Origin of the sequence: Lysinibacillus sp. FJAT-14745 (assembly GCF_001275675.1) — a bacterium.
In the GTDB taxonomy this organism is placed as follows: Bacteria; Bacillota; Bacilli; order Bacillales_A; family Planococcaceae; genus Lysinibacillus.
The window spans coordinates 438,352-454,491 of record NZ_LITM01000002.1 but is presented as its reverse complement, the minus strand read 5'-3'; the positions used below and the strand labels follow the sequence as shown (position 1 = coordinate 454,491).

The following is a 16,140-nucleotide window of genomic DNA, read 5'->3' as shown; positions in this document are numbered from 1 at the left end:
GTTTTTCTATACTCCTACTATAAAAATTTTAGCAGTCTATAAATTTTTTAGGAGGTAAGCTGATTGAAAGAAAAACTGACTATCGGTGAAATGGCAAAGCTGCGAGGATTGACTTCGGAGACATTACGCCACTATGACCGGATCGACTTGTTCAAGCCACAATATATTGATCCTCATTCAGGATATCGATACTACTCCATTTTTCAGTATGAAATTCTTGGTACTATTAAAGAACTAAGGCAACTTAGGATGACTACAGATGAGATCAAGGAATATCTTAATGAACGCAATTTCAGTAAATCGTTAGATATTATGAAAACCAAACACGTAGAACTTGTTTCAAATCTAAAAGAACTGTATGAGATGGAAGAAAACATCAGGGGAAAGATTGCCTATTTAGAACAGGTGGAAAGAGAAAGTGAACTTCAGAAAGTCATATTCCGTGAAATGAAAAGTAGGCGATTACTTACCTTGCATGAGAAAATCAATAATAACTTCGAACTTTGTTATGGTGTCTTGAATCTAGAGAATATGCTTACGGAGAAGACACCGATTCTTGCTACCAACAGACTTGGCATTATTATCGAAGAAACGAATCTTAAATTGGGACGTTTTGAGGAACCTTCCACTATTTTTATTGTGGCGAAAAATAAGGAAGAGATTCCAAATACATATCAATTGACGATTCCAGGAGGATTATTTGCGTGTATCCGTTACAATGGAGAACTATTATCGAGTCGTAGAGAAAGTTTAAGAAAAATACTTCATTATCTTAACAAAAACAGCTATCAGATTACTGGGGATGCATTGCAAATTATGCATCTTGATATTACGATTACCGATAAACCGAATGAGATCACCTTTGAAATCCAAGTTCCTGTCCGAAAACTGTGATCCATGACAAACTCTTGTATAAATTTTCTTGATAAATTGGATTTGCAATAATGAACAAATTAAAAAAAGAGTAAACGGCTTAAGCCTATTGAAATACAGGCTCAAGCCGTTTAAATATTTTATAATGGTCACTGTCTACTTGATAAGTGGTTCATTTAAGTTAAGGCAATGATTCTAGTCTCCTTGTACCTCTTCGACCGTTTGTTCTACTTCTGCTCGTGACATTTTTTCACGACCTTCTTGCATGGCCTTCAATGTTTTATGGGCTAATGCAAGTGGTAATCGACAGAATAATAATACCGTTCGTTTATTAATATCTTTCATATAAAGATCAGCTTTCGCAAGATTTTCCTCTGCGTATGCAAATAAATCTTCACGTGTCCAGCCATCTGGAACGAAACTTACTCCGCGCTCATCCATATCCTCATGCTGATTACGTAAAATATTGACTGCTTGGAGACCTCGACCATAGCCAATTGCTAAATCGCGATCTGTTTGAATGTCTGCACCCCACGCCCAAAGCTCGGACAACATTGTCCCAACTAGCCCTGCAACGTAGTATGTATAATCATCTAAATCCTCTCGCGTATGCACCTGCCAGTTTGCCTTTGCCCATTTGGCCATCCCAAATGCCATTTCACTCGTGGAAGCTTGGACAATTTTACGTGAGCCTTCAGGACAAAACGTAAGCCAATCTGCTAAGCGAAGAGATACTTCAGGTAGCTGATCTACATATGGCGCTAATAATGCTTCATAAGCTTCAGCATTAAATGGTTCCTTTAATAACTCGCTTGTTGCATTAAGTAAATCGAATTTTACATCATTGGAAAGGTTTTCATGATCCTCAATTTCATCTATAGAACGCATTGCTAAATATGCGGCTGCCACTGACAATTTTAAATCATTTTTTAAAAAAGTAATCGGTATATAAAAAGTGCGACTAGTTTCCTTTAAAACGTGCATCGCTTCTTTATAAAGTTTTTTTTGATCGTTCACTTGTATTCCTCCGTTCAAATGGTAACACATCTATAAGTATATCGTATCGTAAAAGTGATGAAAGATAAAACAGATTGTTCAATTTATAATCAACTATTTTCAAATGGTATAGATTAAGACAAAGAGAGATTGCAAAGAAGTGAATATGCATCGAGTGTCATTGCATGTTCACTTCTTTTGTTTTTATAGTAGAATAATGTTAAAGTAATAAAACTGCGACGAAAATCATGTGATTAATAGAAATTAAATTGATATTTTTCGAGTTTTTTTCATGAAAGTTTGCTAAGTTATTGCACATTTATTTCAACAGCGTTAAAGTTTAGGAAGGACAAAGATACAACTTCACTTTTCGAGTAATTGTTGCTGCCGCTGCGCTTTCGCACAGAAAACATTTGTTGCTGCCGCTGCGCTTTCGCACAGAAAACATTTGTTGCTGCCGCTGCGATTTCGCGCAGAAGACATTTGTAGCTGTTTATTTGCTTTCGGTACTGAAATACAATTCATCGGATTTTGGCACAATAACTTCTTGCAAAATCCGTACATTTGTGGAGGCATGAACGTTATTCAACTGGCTTCAAACGCCTTTTGAATACAAGCAAAATCTAGTATATATCTCACCATCTGAAATAGAGATTGTACGTAAAGTCAAAGGAGAATGGTATGCCAAAGGCTATAGGTATTGATGCAGGCGGAACATTGACAAAAGTTGCTTATTTAGATGAGTATAATGAGCTCGTTTTAACAACTTTCCCGTCAAATGATTTGCTAGCTGTGCAGAATTGGATTATTAATCATCCAGATATTGAAGATATTGGTGTTACGGGAGGGCGTACAGAACAATTACTGGATGTCATCAAAACAATGAAATCGATTCATTATATAGTAGAGTTTGAAGCCACATTGAAGGGCGTTCGATTTTTGTTGCATAAAGAGGGGTACTTCTTCGAGCGAAGTATGATTACTAATATTGGTACTGGTACTTCAATTCATTATATGGAAGATAATACGCATGTTCGTGTTGGTGGAACAGGCGTTGGTGGTGGAACATTGATTGGATTGTCAGCGCTTACAACTGGCATCACTGATTATAATGAAATAAGAGAACTGTCCTCTAAAGGTAATCGAGAAGGTATCGATTTACTTGTAAAGGATATTTATCAAGGAATGGACACACCTATTGATGGGCATTTAACTGCTAGTAATTTTGGGAAAGTTGGTATTACAGAGTCTGTCAAACATCCAACTGAAGATATTATTGCAACTGTACAAGGGCTTGTCGGTGAGGTTATTACGACGCTTAGTATTCAATATGCCGAAGAAAAAAATGCTCAACATATCGTTTATATCGGTTCAACTTTAAGTAATAATGAGCATCTTACACGTGTTATTGCCAATTACACACGTACGAAAAAACATACACCAGTCTTTATAAATGACCACGGTTTTTCAGGTGCAGTCGGTGCATTATTAAATATAACTGAATATACAATTGTCTAACTACAATGTACATTACTAATTAATATTAGTGATGTACATTTTTTTTATACTGTAAAAGTATTAGCAATGTCTGTAGTAATCCCCAAAGCATAAAACCTTTTTTCCTGAGCACATTACATGTAGGAGGTGAAGATCAGTGGGCAATAGAAATAACAATAGCAACAACAAAAATAACAATAAAACAATGAATGTTAGAACGCATAATCCCTTTGATACCTACAAAAAAATAGACCTCGATAAATCAAATAGTAATAACAATAACCCGAATGACAATCTCAATGAAGAATTCGCTGCAGAATTTGATGCGAAAGCCAAAAATAAAGATAATAAAACGAACCATAAGAAAAATCAGCAGTCCAACAAAAACAAATAACTGAAATATTGGAGGCTTAAATAATGGCAAAAAAGAGGAAAACAAGCTTCAAAAAGAAAAAGAAAGAAGATACACATAAAAGGAATGATCGTGAGGAATACTCAGCAGAATTTAATCAAGTAATTCATAACAATCCTCAACAACCAAAACAATCCAGTAAAAAATAACGAAAACTGCTCCTTAAGAAGGTTGAAAATACTTAAGGAGCATTTATTTTTTGCAGTTTTGGCGATTTTATGCAAAAGAATAGGAGAGGTTGATTCACTTGCGAAAATTTTGTGTAATACTAGGGATTTTTCTTGTATGGTTTGCTGTACACATCCCAACAAGTGCTTATGCTCAACAAGGAATACCAACCCATGCTCAATGGGGAAAAGTAGCGATAAAAGAGACACAGGCAAAATACCCTCAAGCTAAAATCCTCGATTATTTGCATGAGGGAAGCGAAGTTATTGAAGACTCCACTATTGAAAAATTTAAGCTTTGGCTAAAACAAAATGACAAGGAATTCGGTGTAAAGGTTCAAATCAAATATGTAACAAATACAAATAAAATGGTAAAGATTGAATTCCAAGAAAGCACTTCTTAAAATAAGAGGATGCCTAATTTCAGGCATCCTCATTCCGTTAGCTTTCTAGCTTGTTAATAAATTCTCGCATTAATCCAGGTAAATTTAGCCATGCGTGACCACTAATTAAATTGCCGTCTATGTGAAGGTTAGCATCGATATACGTCGCTCCAGCTACTTGAACTTCGGGCTTGCAGGCAATATAAGCGGTTAGCTCACGACAACCTTAGGAACGGTTGCAAAAATTTAAGTTGTGGGACATACAGCAGGAATTGTTTATTTGTTTCAAAAAAATGGCTCACCAGTACTGGAACACGCTCGTTTAAACGAATGTATTCTGGCGCTCGTGTGATATTTTGGAAAAGCTAAAGAAGTGGAGAATCGCTGATAAAAGTGAGGGAATCGCTGATAAGGGCAGAAAAATCGCTGATAAGAGTAAAAAAATCGCTGATAATCAAAACTTCAAACGGCATGCTTTACAACGAAAAAAATGAAGCGTATAGTATTTATTTAGCTAGGTAAATAAATTCAGGAGGACAATAACATGAATCCTATATTTCATGCTTTATTCCAAAAAAGTCGTTATTTAACGAATTGTTTAAATGAAGTGCTGAAACAACACAACTTGTATAGCTCACAATGGGCTATTTTATATTGCTTACATAATCACGGGCCGATGACATTAACACAAATCTGGAAGTATTTAAACGTTGAGGCACCGAGTATAACTAGAGCAATTACTCGACTCGAGACCTTAGGTTGGGTACTAAGAATTGATGGTGAAGATAAACGTGAAAAAATCGTTGCCTTATCACCATATGCCAAGGAACATTTGCCGGCTATTACTAAAACCATTTTAGCTTTTGAGGAAGAAATGGTAGGGTCATTGACTGTTGAGGAACAGCAGCAATTTATAATTTTACTGGAAAAAATGAAAGGTTGATTAACATGCAGCAAGAGGGGAATACAAAAATATGGACAAAGCGGTTTATTAGTCTCTTTTTAACAAATATTTCGGTATTTTTTGTTTTCTATGGGTTGGTAACGACTTTGCCACTTTATGCGATTGGTGAGTTACACCAGACAGAAAAGGAAGCGGGATTGTTACTGTCAGGATTTTTATTATCGGCCATTATTGTTCGTCCCTTTTCAGGTAAACTATTAGATGTTTTCGGGAAGAAAAAGCTTTTAGTTATTTCAATTATCGGCTATTTTTTATGTACAGTTTTATATTTATTCATTCATCCTTTTGGACTTTTACTAGGACTCCGTTTTATTCAAGGGATCTTCTTTAGTATTATTACAACAGCAGCTGGCTCTTTAGCAGCGGATATTATACCAGCCAATCGTAAAGGCGCAGGTTTAGGCTATTTCACAATGTCTACTAACTTAGCAGTAGTGATTGGGCCATTCATTGGTTTATTGCTTATACAATATAGTAGCTTTAATGTACTATTTATTGTGATGAGTATTTGTATATTAGCAGGAGGCATCTTAGCTGTAACGGTGAATACTGATGATTTACCTAAGCCTGAACATCAAGGCAAATTGACGTTTACATTTGATGATTTATTCGAACGTCGAGCGCTTCCGGTAGCGGCTATTGCTAGTTTAGTAGCTTTTTCATATGCGAGTGTTCTATCGTTTTTATCAGTCTACGCACAGCAAAAAGATTTAATGGCTGTAGCGAGTCTATTTTATGCAGTTTTTGCAGCAGCAATGCTTATTACACGTCCGTATACAGGAAAGCTTTATGATACAAAAGGACCGCAGTTTGTTATTATATCTGGTATTATACTCTTTGCTATCGGTCTTGTTATGCTTGCATTTGTCTCAGGTCCGGCATTATTTTTATTTGCAGCCATCTTTGTTGGATTTGGCTACGGAGCAGTGACTACAAGTTTACAAGCATTAGCTGTTCAGTCTGCGTCACATTCACGCAGTGGTTACGCAACCGCAACGTACTTTACGATGTTTGACATTGGCATTGCGCTAGGCTCTTATATTTTAGGAATAGTGGCAGTGCAAGCGGGCTATTCTTCTGTTTATCTAACAGGAGCAGGCTTACTAGTGGTTGTCTTTATCATTTATTTAGTGCGTTTAACTTCTTCCAGCAGGCAAATATCCGCTGAAAGAAGTTAAAGCCTCAGGCGGATTAAAATAAAATCGAAAAAAGTAGCACATGAATAACAAAAACAGTTGGGACATCCCAACTGTTTTTGTTATTCACTATATACGACCATATCCAGTAAAGTGTTTTTTCCAATAAGTGCTATTGATGTTAGCTACTGAAACACCACCGTCACTTGCGCTAATCATTTGATTATTTCCAAGATAAATGCCTACATGTGAGATACCCTCAATATATGTATTAGAGAAAAATACTAAATCGCCTACTTGAGGTGAACTTATTTTTTTAGCTGTATTGTAAAAACCTGCTGCTGACTTACGAGCTGTTGAAATACCAGCATTATTAAAAACGTAAGTAACATAGCCTGAGCAATCAAAACCTGTACTCGGTTTGCTTCCACCAAATGTGTATTTTACGCCTAAGTGTTGTTTAGCAACTTGCACTAGGTTAGCTGTTGGTTTATGTGTAACTGAAACTGTAACTGTTGGTTTAGGTGTAGCTGCAGCTGTTTGTTTAGGTGTAGGTGTTGATATTGTTGCTGATTTTAATGAGGTATTGAGGTTTAACTTTTGTCCAACGCGAATTGTTGAAGAAGATAAGTTATTCCATTTCATCAATGTTTGGTAAGTAACACCGTACTGATTGGCAATCTTCCATAAAGAATCACCTGATTTTACTGTATGAGTTGCCGCTGATGCTGTGTCAATTGTTGAAAAAAGTACAGATGAACTTAAAGCCAATGTAGCTAATTTCAATCCCCATCTATACTTTTTATTCTTTTTCATAATATGTATCCTCCTAAAAACTTCAAAAGTTTAATATATATATGATATTAACATTGTAATATTACAATAGCATGTCAATAAAATAACATTAAGGATACAATTATCCTGTTAATAATTGTAAAGCAAATTACTTAATGGCTCATCATGAAAAATCAGGGGTGACTTTTGTAAGTTGATTGGATGGGGACTTGGCGTTTCCTATGCGGTTTATTATGAGCATATGTTTTGTTTATATATGAAAATGAAGATGATAAAAATGAAATATTGGGGGATATTAAGTATCTGAATGAAGTGAAGGCAGATGAAGGGAGGAGACCGAGGGACAGTCTCCATAGTTTAATTTTTTTCTTTTTGAATTGCTTTACGTGCAAGTGCATCTGCAGCTTTATTTTGCGTATCTGGAACCCATTTGATGAAAAATAAATCGAAGTTACTCGCAAGTGTAAGTGCCTGCTCAAGATAAGGTTTAAATTCCTCATTTTTCACATATTCTTTTTCCATAGAGGCAACAACAATTTTTGAATCAGAGCGCACTGAGATTAGGTTTGAACTTAACTTTAGTGCTTCTTCAAGGCCACGTACTAAGGCAGTAAACTCAGCAATATGATTATTGGCCTGCCCTATATACTCACTGATTTGTATATGATGGCCTTCGCCTTTAATAAATATGCCAATACCACTGGGACCAGGATTTCCTGCACTAGCAGCATCTATATATACTTCTAACATAAAATCCCTACTTTTTGATTTAGATTTTACTTTAATTGTACATCAATAGTGCTTTTTCACAATATCTAAGTAGATGTTAAATGGATAAACAAAATAGTTGCTTGTTCAAAATGTTCACTTCATAATAGTAAGAAGCGAAATTTGGACGTGAAAGGAGCGAGAGTTCAATTTGGATAAAGTGACGGTTATGAAAGATATTGATGAACTGCATGATACGTATTGTGCGGATTGCTTAGTGATAAAGCAATTACGAAAAGAGCGTGGGAAACCTGGAGCTCATCGTTTCTGTATTGAAGCCTGCTCAGTAGGAGAGCGACTACAATTTCTCGGAGAAGAGCTCCTGAAGGTATATAGTAAATAATGTTTTTAACATATAACAGAAATGTCTTTTCAATGGTGGCAAAGCAATCATAGGTACTAAACGGACTATGTTTAAATAAAGTAAAGCTTAATGATAAAAGTTTCGTTTTTGATTAATAAATAATCATATTTACTAAATTCGATGCATAAATAACAATATGTTCGGAAAAAATAGTATTGGTTGGTTACCATAGAAAAAGCTACTTTGTTGTTGGCTCACTGCCGATAACAACTGTAGCTTTTTTCTATGTAGACTAAAATGCGCCGCACACTCCAAGATTGCTTAGAGCGTGTGGCGCAATTTTAAGCATTATTTAGCTGAAGCATAGTTACTTAAGTCTTGGTAGTATTTTGTGAGAGAGGAAGCTGAAATATCGAACGTCGCTGCAATTTCTTTTACTGTCATAGATAGCGACTCGAATAGCTCTTTTTCTTGACCATATCGAATCGCGCCAGCAGCAATGGCAGCCTCTTTGCGCGCAGATGGTTGTCCTTCAATTAAATAGTCCTCTAAAAGCTCTAACATAGGAGCTGTTTCTCGCTCATTTTGCTCAAGGAAATCTTTAACTTGTGTGATTACATTGCTCTCAAAGTTCGTGAATTCCTCGCCTTTATAACCGTTCGACACAAGTAACTCCCAGAAGGATAAATGCTCTTCTTTTAAGAATGCACCAACCTTCTTCTCAGAAGTCTCAAAATTTTGCTTAAATTGCGCAAATACCTTTGCATGATCTTCCGGGAAGAAGATAAGCGTTGAAACAGCTAAATAATACTCTGATTTTTTTGTACCATCTGGTAAGATGAATGCAAAAACATGCATACCTTCAGGGATTGGTTTGTCATTTTCACGACGAATATAAATTTCTTCATTTGTTAACACATGTGTAGCTTTGAAATATTTTTCTTCTACAACTGACACGGAACCAATAAATAGCTGAGGTTGTGACCAGTCTTCTAACACTTTTACTGTAGAAGGTCTTACCGTTTTTTTCTTTGTTTTCTTTAAGTAACCTTTCCAAATAGATGGCTCTTGATGGAAGAAGAAGTCGTCTAACGCGATCGCCTCAATTAGCTCTCTTTGTAGTACGCTCTCTAATTTAGGCTGCCATGTACCTACATGTTCGATATAGGCATGAACATCTTTGCGTTCTGGATATTCTAAGTAAAATGTTTGTAATACACGCTCTAATTCTTCGATTGCTACAGCTTCTACTGTAACCTGCTGTTTACCTTCACAACATTTTTTATATTTTTTGCCGCTACCGCATGGGCATGGGTCATTACGTTTTACCATAATTAGAAACACTTCCTTTGAAAATTGTTAGTCGAATATTGCTAAATAAATTGCATACATTTAATAATAACGGTACATTTGTACGAAGGAAAATGATAGTCTATTTAGAAATATCAAAAAATGTGGATGGACGCCCTGATTCTAGTATATGTACGAAATTACCAGCTTAGAACTAAAAAAAGAAAACCATCTACGCTTTAGAAATAGCATAGATGGTTCTCGCTTTGTTTAGCCTTTTACAGCTCCCATTTCTATCGTTAATCGTTCAAGCTCATCAATAAGGTGACCAATGTAAGCTATCGTATCTCGAAGTGGCTGGTCTGTTGTAACATCGACACCCGCCATTTGAGCTAGCTCTACAGGTGATTTCGTACCTCCAGCTTGAAGTACTGCTAACCATTCATCTACAGCCGTCTTACCTTCTTTTAAGATCCGCTTGGATACTTGTGTAGAAATTGTTAAGCCAGCGCTATATGTGTATGGATATAAGCCCATATAATAGTGTGGTTGACGCATCCAAGTAAGCTCGGCTCCCTCAGTAATATCGACAGTGTCACCCCAGAAATCTTCTAATACTGAGCGTTTTAATTGATTTAAAACGGTAGCATTTACTGCCTCTCCAGCGTCGATTAATTCATATACTTTTCGTTGATAAGCTGCCTCTAGTAAGTGTGTGACGAAGTTATGATAATACGTTTTGGACACAATATTTGAAATTACCCAACGTTTGAAGCGAAGATCATCGTTATGGGTTAATAAATAATTGGCTAGTAGCATTTCATTCATTGTTGATGGTGCCTCGATAAAGTATAACGAAGGACGACTGTTAAAATAGGATTGATGGGCATGTGCATTCACAAAATGACCTGCATGCCCAAGCTCATGAATTAAAGTGAATACCTCATTCATACGTTCATTCCAAGACATTAAAATATACGGATGACTACCATATGGACTTGAACAGAATGCCCCAGTCGATTTTCCTTTGTTTGGTGCATAATCAATCCAGCGCTCGTTAAACGCCTTTTCGATCATCTCTTTGTAATCCTCACCCATAACGTCTAAAGCTTTTTCAACATATTCTTTTGCTTCAGCCATTGTTAATTTCGGATCATAGTCTGGATCAAGGGCAATCTTTAAATCAGCAAATGTCATTTTTTCAATGTCATTTGCTTGTTGAATAAGCTTTGCGTAACGGCGCATATGAGGTGCAAGCTCTTTCGTAATCAGATCTATTTGACGATTATAAAGCGTACGATCAACATCCTGATCAAAAAGTAAGTAATCAATGATAGAGTCAAAGCCACGTAAATCCGCCATTGTTTTTTCCTGTTGAATATGTGTATTATAAATTTTCGCAGTTGTGTGCTGATAATCGCGTAATTTATTTGAAAATGCTTGGAATGCAGCATGGCGTACTTTTGTATCAGCGTCAAACTCCCAATCATTTTCGTATAATACAAAACTAAGTGGATGTTTTTCGCCATTGGCCTCAAACTCTCCAAAATGCATATCTACAAGCTTTGTCGTATTATACGTTTCATATGGTGCATCAAAAGTAGAGCTAAATGAAGCTAGTGCTTTTTCTACCTCTGGATGTAGCTGATGAGGCTTTTGTTTTAATAATTCCTCTAAATAGACTTTATAATTAGGGCTCAATGTAGCTGCTTCCTCTAAAACAGACACATCTAGTGCTAGTAATTCACTGCGTACGAATGAAAATGTACTACTTATTTTTCCGACTGCCGTACCATATTTTGCAGCACGCATTTGGGCTTCGTTATCTGTATGATCAGCTTGATTATTTAAGCTTGCATAAGTACCAATAGGAACTATGCTTTCATATAGTGCTTCATAAGCAGTTAAAACATCAATTACCTTTTGGGCATCCGTAATTGTACCTTGATACGTGCGTTCAAAATTTATTGCATCTTCCACAAGCTTCGCTAAAGCAGGTTCAAAATCCGCGTCATTTTCAAGTAAATCTGTTAAATCCCATGTTTGTTCTACGGGTACATCTTTTCGTAATGGTAATACCTCCATTAATTAACACCCCTTTTTAAGTAAGTGATTCCATTATAACGAAACTATTTCGGAAAGTGAAATAATTATAGAGAATAGTTTTAATGTTCATAAAAATATAATAATAGTATAGAAACTTATGTTCGTGTTAGCTATAATGGATTTAAAGAAAAGGGGGGATGTAATTATAATGCAGCTAGTTTTGGAGAAACCAGATGTCTATAAGCTTAGTCAAGTGAATCAAGATAATCTATGGAAAAAGTTAATTGCGGATTTGTTTGAAGATTTTTTGTTGTTCTTTTTGCCAGAGTTACACGCAGAAGTAAATTTTTCAAAGCAAGCAGAGTTTTTGCAACAGGAGCTTTTCAAAGAAATTATTGAGCATCGTCAAGGGCGCAAAGTAGCTGACCAAATTGCGAAGGTTCATCTTAAAAGTGGAGAAGAGCAATGGATTCTTATTCATACGGAAGTACAAGCTGTAGATGAAGTACATTTTGCGAAGCGTATGTTTGAGTACTTCTATCGAATCAGAGATCGATATGGTAAGAAGGTTGTATCTATTGCTATTTTTACGAATAAGAGTACAAAAAGCACGAATCGGTATTATGAAAAGTATTATGGTACAGAAATTATGTACACTTTTAATAAGTTTGTTGTGTCAGATTTTGATGAAGAAGAATTGAAAAAATCACCGAAGCTGTTTAGTAAAGCGTTACTTGCATCAATTTATTTAAATCAAACAAAAAACGAAATGAACCTTCGTAGTGCTTACAAAAGAGCTTTGTTAAGAGAAGTGTGGTCATTAAATAATGTTGAACGAACAGAAGTAAGAGCGTTGCTTTACTTTATTGATTTTTTATTGAAACTACCAAGAACTATGACTGAGCAACTTGTAAGAGATGTAAAAGAGGAAATTAGAGAGGAGGAAGAAATGTTGCATCTATATAAAGAGGATTTACCGCCGACACTTGCTGCAGTTTTGGAATTAGAAAGACAGGAAGGATTTGAGCAAGGAATTGAGCAAGGAATTGAACAAGGCATTAAACAAATAATCACTGGTTTGATTGAAACGGGTGCTGACGATCAATGGATTGCTGAAATTGCAAAGCTTCCAGTGTCAAAGATAATGGAAATTCGAAAGGAACTTAAATAATTAAAAACTATTTAGATTTAGACATTAATGTTGAACGAATAGAAGTAAGAGCGTTGCTTTATTTTTTGATTATCTATTGAACCTACCAAAGAACGATGTCTAAGCGACTTGTAAGAGATGTCAAAGCGGAAATTAGAGAGGGGGAAGAAATGTTGCATCTATATAAAGAGGATTTACCGCCGACACTTGCTGCAGTTTTAGAATTAGAAAGGCAGGAAGGATTTGAGCAAGGAATTGAACAAGGAATTGAACAAGGAATTGAACAAGGCATTAAACAAATAATCACTGGTTTGATTGAAACGGGTGCTGACGATCAATGGATTGCTGAAATTGCAAAGCTTCCAGTGGCAAAGATAATGGAAATTCGAAAGGAACTTAAATAATTAAAAACTATTTAGATTTAGACATTAATGTTGAACGAATAGAAGTAAGANTTAGAGAGGAGGAAGAAATGTTGCATCTATATAAAGAGGATTTACCGCCGACACTTGCTGCAGTTTTGGAATTAGAAAGGCAGGAAGGATTTGAGCAAGGAATTGAACAAGGCATTAAACAAATAATCACTGGTTTGATTGAAACGGGTGCTGACGATCAATGGATTGCTGAAATTGCAAAGCTTCCAGTGGCAAAGATAATGGAAATTCGAAAGGAACTTAAATAGTCTAATAGTTTAGAAAGAGAAAATGACCATCTCTTTATTAGGTTTGTTGTAAGTTTTCTAGTGTCCTAATGATGAAATCTTTTTGTGTGAAATTGTTGTGGAACTGCATTTGTCGCCCGTTGTAAGGCAAATCTTCTCGCGGGAAAACGAGTACCATGTAGTGGAAGATGTTTTGATTTTGTATGACAAATGACCTTTAAGAATTATTTGTGTCGATGGAAAAAATGTGTGTATAGCCAACACACTTTGCTACGCATACTAATGGCTAGAACTACTGGCACATTGGAGGAGAAATAATGACACAAAACTTAAACAAACAATTGAATAAGCTTGTCGCTACATGGTCTGTACTTTATACGAAATTGCACAATTATCATTGGTATGTTACGGGAAATGCCTTCTTTACACTACATGCAAAATTTGAAGAATTATATAATGAAACAACGTTAAATCTAGATGAAATAGCAGAGCGCATTCTTTCGAAAGATGGAAAACCAGTTGCTACATTAAAAGAACATCTTGAACTGTCCTGTATAGAGGAAGCGACAGGAAATGAGACGACAGAGGAAATGGTGGCTACAACTATTGCCGATTTCCAAACACTTATGAAAGCTTTAAATTCAACAATGGGGCTTGCGGCAGAAGAGGGAGACGATCGAACAGAGGATTTACTAAATGCTATGTACCAGTCCCTTGAAAAGCATACATGGATGTTGAAGGCATTCCTTGGGCACTAAAAATGATAGGTAACGGGGATTTTATAAAATTCCGTTGCCTATTTTTTGAAGTTTCATAAAAGTAACATATATTGCAGAGGTATAACATATATTACAATTCGGAGAAGAATGGGCTAAATATGTTTATTTTTGAATAGGAAGGGTAGATACCTAGTAAGCCATATAAGTTAGGAGGAATTGAACATGATGCATGAACAAAACCCACAAATTGAAGTGGCCCATACAAGGGAAGAAATGCTTCATATTTTAGAAAGCATGCGATTAGAAGCATATCAGATAGAGGACATTCATGTTATTGCAAAGGATCCAAACAAATTTGAAGGAGTAAAATGGGATGCTAATGTTAAAACACATGAGGTTGGGAATTGGGTGGATCAATTTAAGTCTTGGTTTACCGGTGAATCGGCTGTGAAGGAAGGATTAAAGCGATTTGATCTTACAGAGGGACAAACAGCTTACTATGCTCATCTCGTAGAGCAAGGTGTCATCGTAGTATTTGCTGAGCCTTCCATTGAACCTATGACGACATAATATATAAAGATAATTGCTATTCGACCTGATTCACAGAATTGAGCTTCAGGAAGCCCACTTCTTCAGAGGTGGGAGGAATGAAGTGCTTTTTTCTTTATAGAACATATGTTTATATTGTATATTGTGAATAATCAAAAAATAAAGGAGTGACGGGTAATGACGAAAGGGAAGAAAGATTGTTTTATTATAGAACTCAAGTTACTTATAGATACATGGCAAAAAGATATTCTATTAAAACGTTTTGAAATTGCCCGTACACTCTATAATACGACTTTGTCTTATGCAGTAAAACAATATACTTTAATGCAAGAATCAAAACACTATCGAAAACGATTACGTTACTACCAAAAAGCGAAAAAATCGAATGATTCAAAAGAGTTGAAGCAGACCGCAAAAGAATTAAATAACATTCGCCAATCTTTTGGATTAAGTGAATATCAACTGCATGCGTATATTAAAAAGCATCAACATAACTATAAAAAACATATAGATAGCAATACTTCTCAGAAGATCGCCTCTACTGTCTGGAAAGCGGTTCAAGATGTTCTATTTAAAGGGAGTAAAGCACACTTTAAACGTTACGGAATGCTTCATTCTGTAGAAGGGAAATCTAATAAAGCAGGCATTCGATTTAAAGAGAATATTGTCTATTGGAATGGATTAACCCTTCCTGTTCGTATTCGCAAACAAGATTTGTTTGTAGAAGAATCCCTTGCTTTTCATACGATTAAATATTGTCGTCTAGTCAAAAAAGTGATTCGTGGCATACATACTTTTTACGTACAACTCGTGATGGATGGGATTCCTCCTGCAAAGAGAATTCCATCTACAGGAGCTTTTCGACATTCCTATCAAAAACAAAAACGAGTAGGTATTGACATTGGTCCTTCTACCATTGCGGTTGTTTCAGAAGAAACCGTTTTCATGCAACAACTCGCTCCAGAAGTACCTTTATTGGAGAAACAAAAAAGACGTTTATTACGCAAGTTGGATAGAAGTCGTAGAAGTACCAATCCTAACAATTTCAAAAAGGATGGACCTATAAAACATGGCGTCAAACTCCATTGGGCATATAGTAAAAACTATCAAAAAATAAAAAAACAAGTAAAAGAATTATATAGAAAGAAAGCTTGCTACATTAAAGAAAAACATGGTGCGTTAGCAAATAAAATTTTGTCTCTTGGCGATGAGGTGTACATCGAAACCATGCATTTCAAAGGGTTGGCAAAACGTACAAAAGAAACCAAAACAACTATACAGGGCAAAATCCAATCCAAAAAACGCTTTGGAAAAAGCATTGGGAATCATGCCCCTGCCATGCTAGTGGAAATTATCCATCAAAAATTAGGTTACACAAAGCAAACGATACAGAAAGTAAATACGATCACCTTTAGAGCCAGTCAGTATAA

Annotated in this window: 18 protein-coding genes; 13 read left to right on the top strand and 5 right to left on the bottom strand. The window is 35.8% G+C overall.

Annotated elements, in window-relative coordinates; genetic code table 11:
• Positions 1-63: 63 nt before the first annotated feature.
• Positions 64-894, top strand: a complete 831-nt coding sequence (locus AMS59_RS03635; RefSeq protein WP_053482394.1) for a MerR family transcriptional regulator — start codon at positions 64-66, stop codon at positions 892-894.
• 174 nt (positions 895-1,068) lie between these two features.
• Here the strand turns inward: AMS59_RS03635 and AMS59_RS03630 are convergent, their stop codons facing one another.
• Positions 1,069-1,890 carry a squalene/phytoene synthase family protein gene (locus AMS59_RS03630; protein ID WP_234007670.1) on the bottom strand — a complete coding sequence of 274 codons (822 nt, stop codon included), beginning with the start codon at positions 1,888-1,890 and terminating at the stop codon, positions 1,069-1,071.
• Positions 1,891-2,550: 660 nt separating this feature from the next.
• Between AMS59_RS03630 and coaW the strand changes: the two genes are divergently transcribed.
• From coaW to AMS59_RS03605, 6 genes are all read left to right on the top strand, one after another.
• Complete coding sequence (gene coaW, locus AMS59_RS03625) at positions 2,551-3,387, top strand: type II pantothenate kinase (RefSeq protein ID WP_053482392.1); 837 nt, start codon at positions 2,551-2,553, stop codon at positions 3,385-3,387.
• Positions 3,388-3,523: 136 nt separating this feature from the next.
• Entirely contained in the window at positions 3,524-3,760 is a 237-nt protein-coding gene (locus AMS59_RS03620) for a hypothetical protein (protein ID WP_369814296.1), read from the top strand.
• Between the two features lie 23 nt (positions 3,761-3,783).
• On the top strand, positions 3,784-3,927 hold the full coding sequence (locus AMS59_RS25750) for a hypothetical protein (protein WP_199777657.1): 144 nt from the start codon (positions 3,784-3,786) through the stop codon (positions 3,925-3,927).
• Between the two features lie 98 nt (positions 3,928-4,025).
• The gene (locus AMS59_RS03615; RefSeq protein ID WP_053482391.1) at positions 4,026-4,349 is read left to right on the top strand and encodes a DUF3889 domain-containing protein; all 324 of its coding nucleotides are present in this window, start codon (positions 4,026-4,028) and stop codon (positions 4,347-4,349) included.
• Positions 4,350-4,872: 523 nt separating this feature from the next.
• Positions 4,873-5,271, top strand: coding sequence for a MarR family winged helix-turn-helix transcriptional regulator (locus tag AMS59_RS03610; RefSeq protein WP_053482390.1), 399 nt, complete (start codon positions 4,873-4,875; stop codon positions 5,269-5,271).
• A gap of 5 nt (positions 5,272-5,276) precedes the next feature.
• A complete protein-coding gene (locus AMS59_RS03605; protein WP_053482389.1) occupies positions 5,277-6,470 on the top strand; it encodes an MFS transporter in 1,194 nt (397 codons plus the stop codon).
• An 87-nt stretch (positions 6,471-6,557) separates the two neighbouring features.
• Here the strand turns inward: AMS59_RS03605 and AMS59_RS03600 are convergent, their stop codons facing one another.
• Together AMS59_RS03600 and AMS59_RS03595 are read right to left on the bottom strand one after the other, a co-directional pair.
• Positions 6,558-7,244, bottom strand: coding sequence for an NlpC/P60 family protein (locus AMS59_RS03600; protein WP_053482388.1), 687 nt, complete (start codon positions 7,242-7,244; stop codon positions 6,558-6,560).
• 336 nt (positions 7,245-7,580) lie between these two features.
• A complete protein-coding gene (locus tag AMS59_RS03595) occupies positions 7,581-7,973 on the bottom strand; it encodes a ribonuclease HI family protein (protein WP_053482387.1) in 393 nt (130 codons plus the stop codon).
• 169 nt (positions 7,974-8,142) lie between these two features.
• On the opposite strand from AMS59_RS03595, the gene AMS59_RS03590 reads away from it, so the two are divergent.
• On the top strand, positions 8,143-8,334 hold the full coding sequence (locus AMS59_RS03590) for a zinc-finger domain-containing protein (RefSeq protein ID WP_053482386.1): 192 nt from the start codon (positions 8,143-8,145) through the stop codon (positions 8,332-8,334).
• Between the two features lie 309 nt (positions 8,335-8,643).
• Here the strand turns inward: AMS59_RS03590 and AMS59_RS03585 are convergent, their stop codons facing one another.
• Both AMS59_RS03585 and pepF read right to left on the bottom strand, forming a co-directional pair.
• Positions 8,644-9,627 carry an SEC-C domain-containing protein gene (locus AMS59_RS03585; RefSeq protein ID WP_053482385.1) on the bottom strand — a complete coding sequence of 328 codons (984 nt, stop codon included), beginning with the start codon at positions 9,625-9,627 and terminating at the stop codon, positions 8,644-8,646.
• Between the two features lie 228 nt (positions 9,628-9,855).
• Positions 9,856-11,670, bottom strand: coding sequence for an oligoendopeptidase F (pepF, locus tag AMS59_RS03580; RefSeq protein WP_053482384.1), 1,815 nt, complete (start codon positions 11,668-11,670; stop codon positions 9,856-9,858).
• Between the two features lie 169 nt (positions 11,671-11,839).
• Between pepF and AMS59_RS03575 the strand changes: the two genes are divergently transcribed.
• From AMS59_RS03575 to AMS59_RS25745, 5 genes are all read left to right on the top strand, one after another.
• Positions 11,840-12,802, top strand: coding sequence for a hypothetical protein (locus AMS59_RS03575; protein WP_053482383.1), 963 nt, complete (start codon positions 11,840-11,842; stop codon positions 12,800-12,802).
• Between the two features lie 149 nt (positions 12,803-12,951).
• Positions 12,952-13,185, top strand: a complete 234-nt coding sequence (locus AMS59_RS03570) for a hypothetical protein (protein WP_053482382.1) — start codon at positions 12,952-12,954, stop codon at positions 13,183-13,185.
• A 574-nt stretch (positions 13,186-13,759) separates the two neighbouring features.
• Positions 13,760-14,200, top strand: a complete 441-nt coding sequence (locus AMS59_RS03560; protein WP_053482380.1) for a Dps family protein — start codon at positions 13,760-13,762, stop codon at positions 14,198-14,200.
• Between the two features lie 183 nt (positions 14,201-14,383).
• Positions 14,384-14,731, top strand: coding sequence for a general stress protein (locus tag AMS59_RS03555; protein WP_082337371.1), 348 nt, complete (start codon positions 14,384-14,386; stop codon positions 14,729-14,731).
• Positions 14,732-14,887: 156 nt separating this feature from the next.
• Positions 14,888-16,140 (top strand): transposase (locus AMS59_RS25745; RefSeq protein WP_053482379.1); only part of this gene is annotated, 1,253 nt, incomplete at its 3' end.

Excerpts from the sequence above, each read along its gene's own strand:
- AMS59_RS03560 (WP_053482380.1), top strand. The coding sequence starts at position 13,760 with ATGACACAAAACTTAAACAAACAATTGAATAAGCTTGTCGCTACATGG.
- AMS59_RS03570 (WP_053482382.1), top strand. The coding sequence starts at position 12,952 with ATGTTGCATCTATATAAAGAGGATTTACCGCCGACACTTGCTGCAGTT.
- AMS59_RS03585 (WP_053482385.1), bottom strand. The coding sequence starts at position 9,627 with ATGGTAAAACGTAATGACCCATGCCCATGCGGTAGCGGCAAAAAATAT.
- coaW (WP_053482392.1), top strand. The coding sequence starts at position 2,551 with ATGCCAAAGGCTATAGGTATTGATGCAGGCGGAACATTGACAAAAGTT.
- AMS59_RS03575 (WP_053482383.1), top strand. The coding sequence starts at position 11,840 with ATGCAGCTAGTTTTGGAGAAACCAGATGTCTATAAGCTTAGTCAAGTG.
- AMS59_RS03595 (WP_053482387.1), bottom strand. The coding sequence starts at position 7,973 with ATGTTAGAAGTATATATAGATGCTGCTAGTGCAGGAAATCCTGGTCCC.
- AMS59_RS25750 (WP_199777657.1), top strand. The coding sequence starts at position 3,784 with ATGGCAAAAAAGAGGAAAACAAGCTTCAAAAAGAAAAAGAAAGAAGAT.
- AMS59_RS03555 (WP_082337371.1), top strand. The coding sequence starts at position 14,384 with ATGATGCATGAACAAAACCCACAAATTGAAGTGGCCCATACAAGGGAA.
- AMS59_RS03610 (WP_053482390.1), top strand. The coding sequence starts at position 4,873 with ATGAATCCTATATTTCATGCTTTATTCCAAAAAAGTCGTTATTTAACG.
- AMS59_RS03600 (WP_053482388.1), bottom strand. The coding sequence starts at position 7,244 with ATGAAAAAGAATAAAAAGTATAGATGGGGATTGAAATTAGCTACATTG.
- pepF (WP_053482384.1), bottom strand. The coding sequence starts at position 11,670 with ATGGAGGTATTACCATTACGAAAAGATGTACCCGTAGAACAAACATGG.
- AMS59_RS03605 (WP_053482389.1), top strand. The coding sequence starts at position 5,277 with ATGCAGCAAGAGGGGAATACAAAAATATGGACAAAGCGGTTTATTAGT.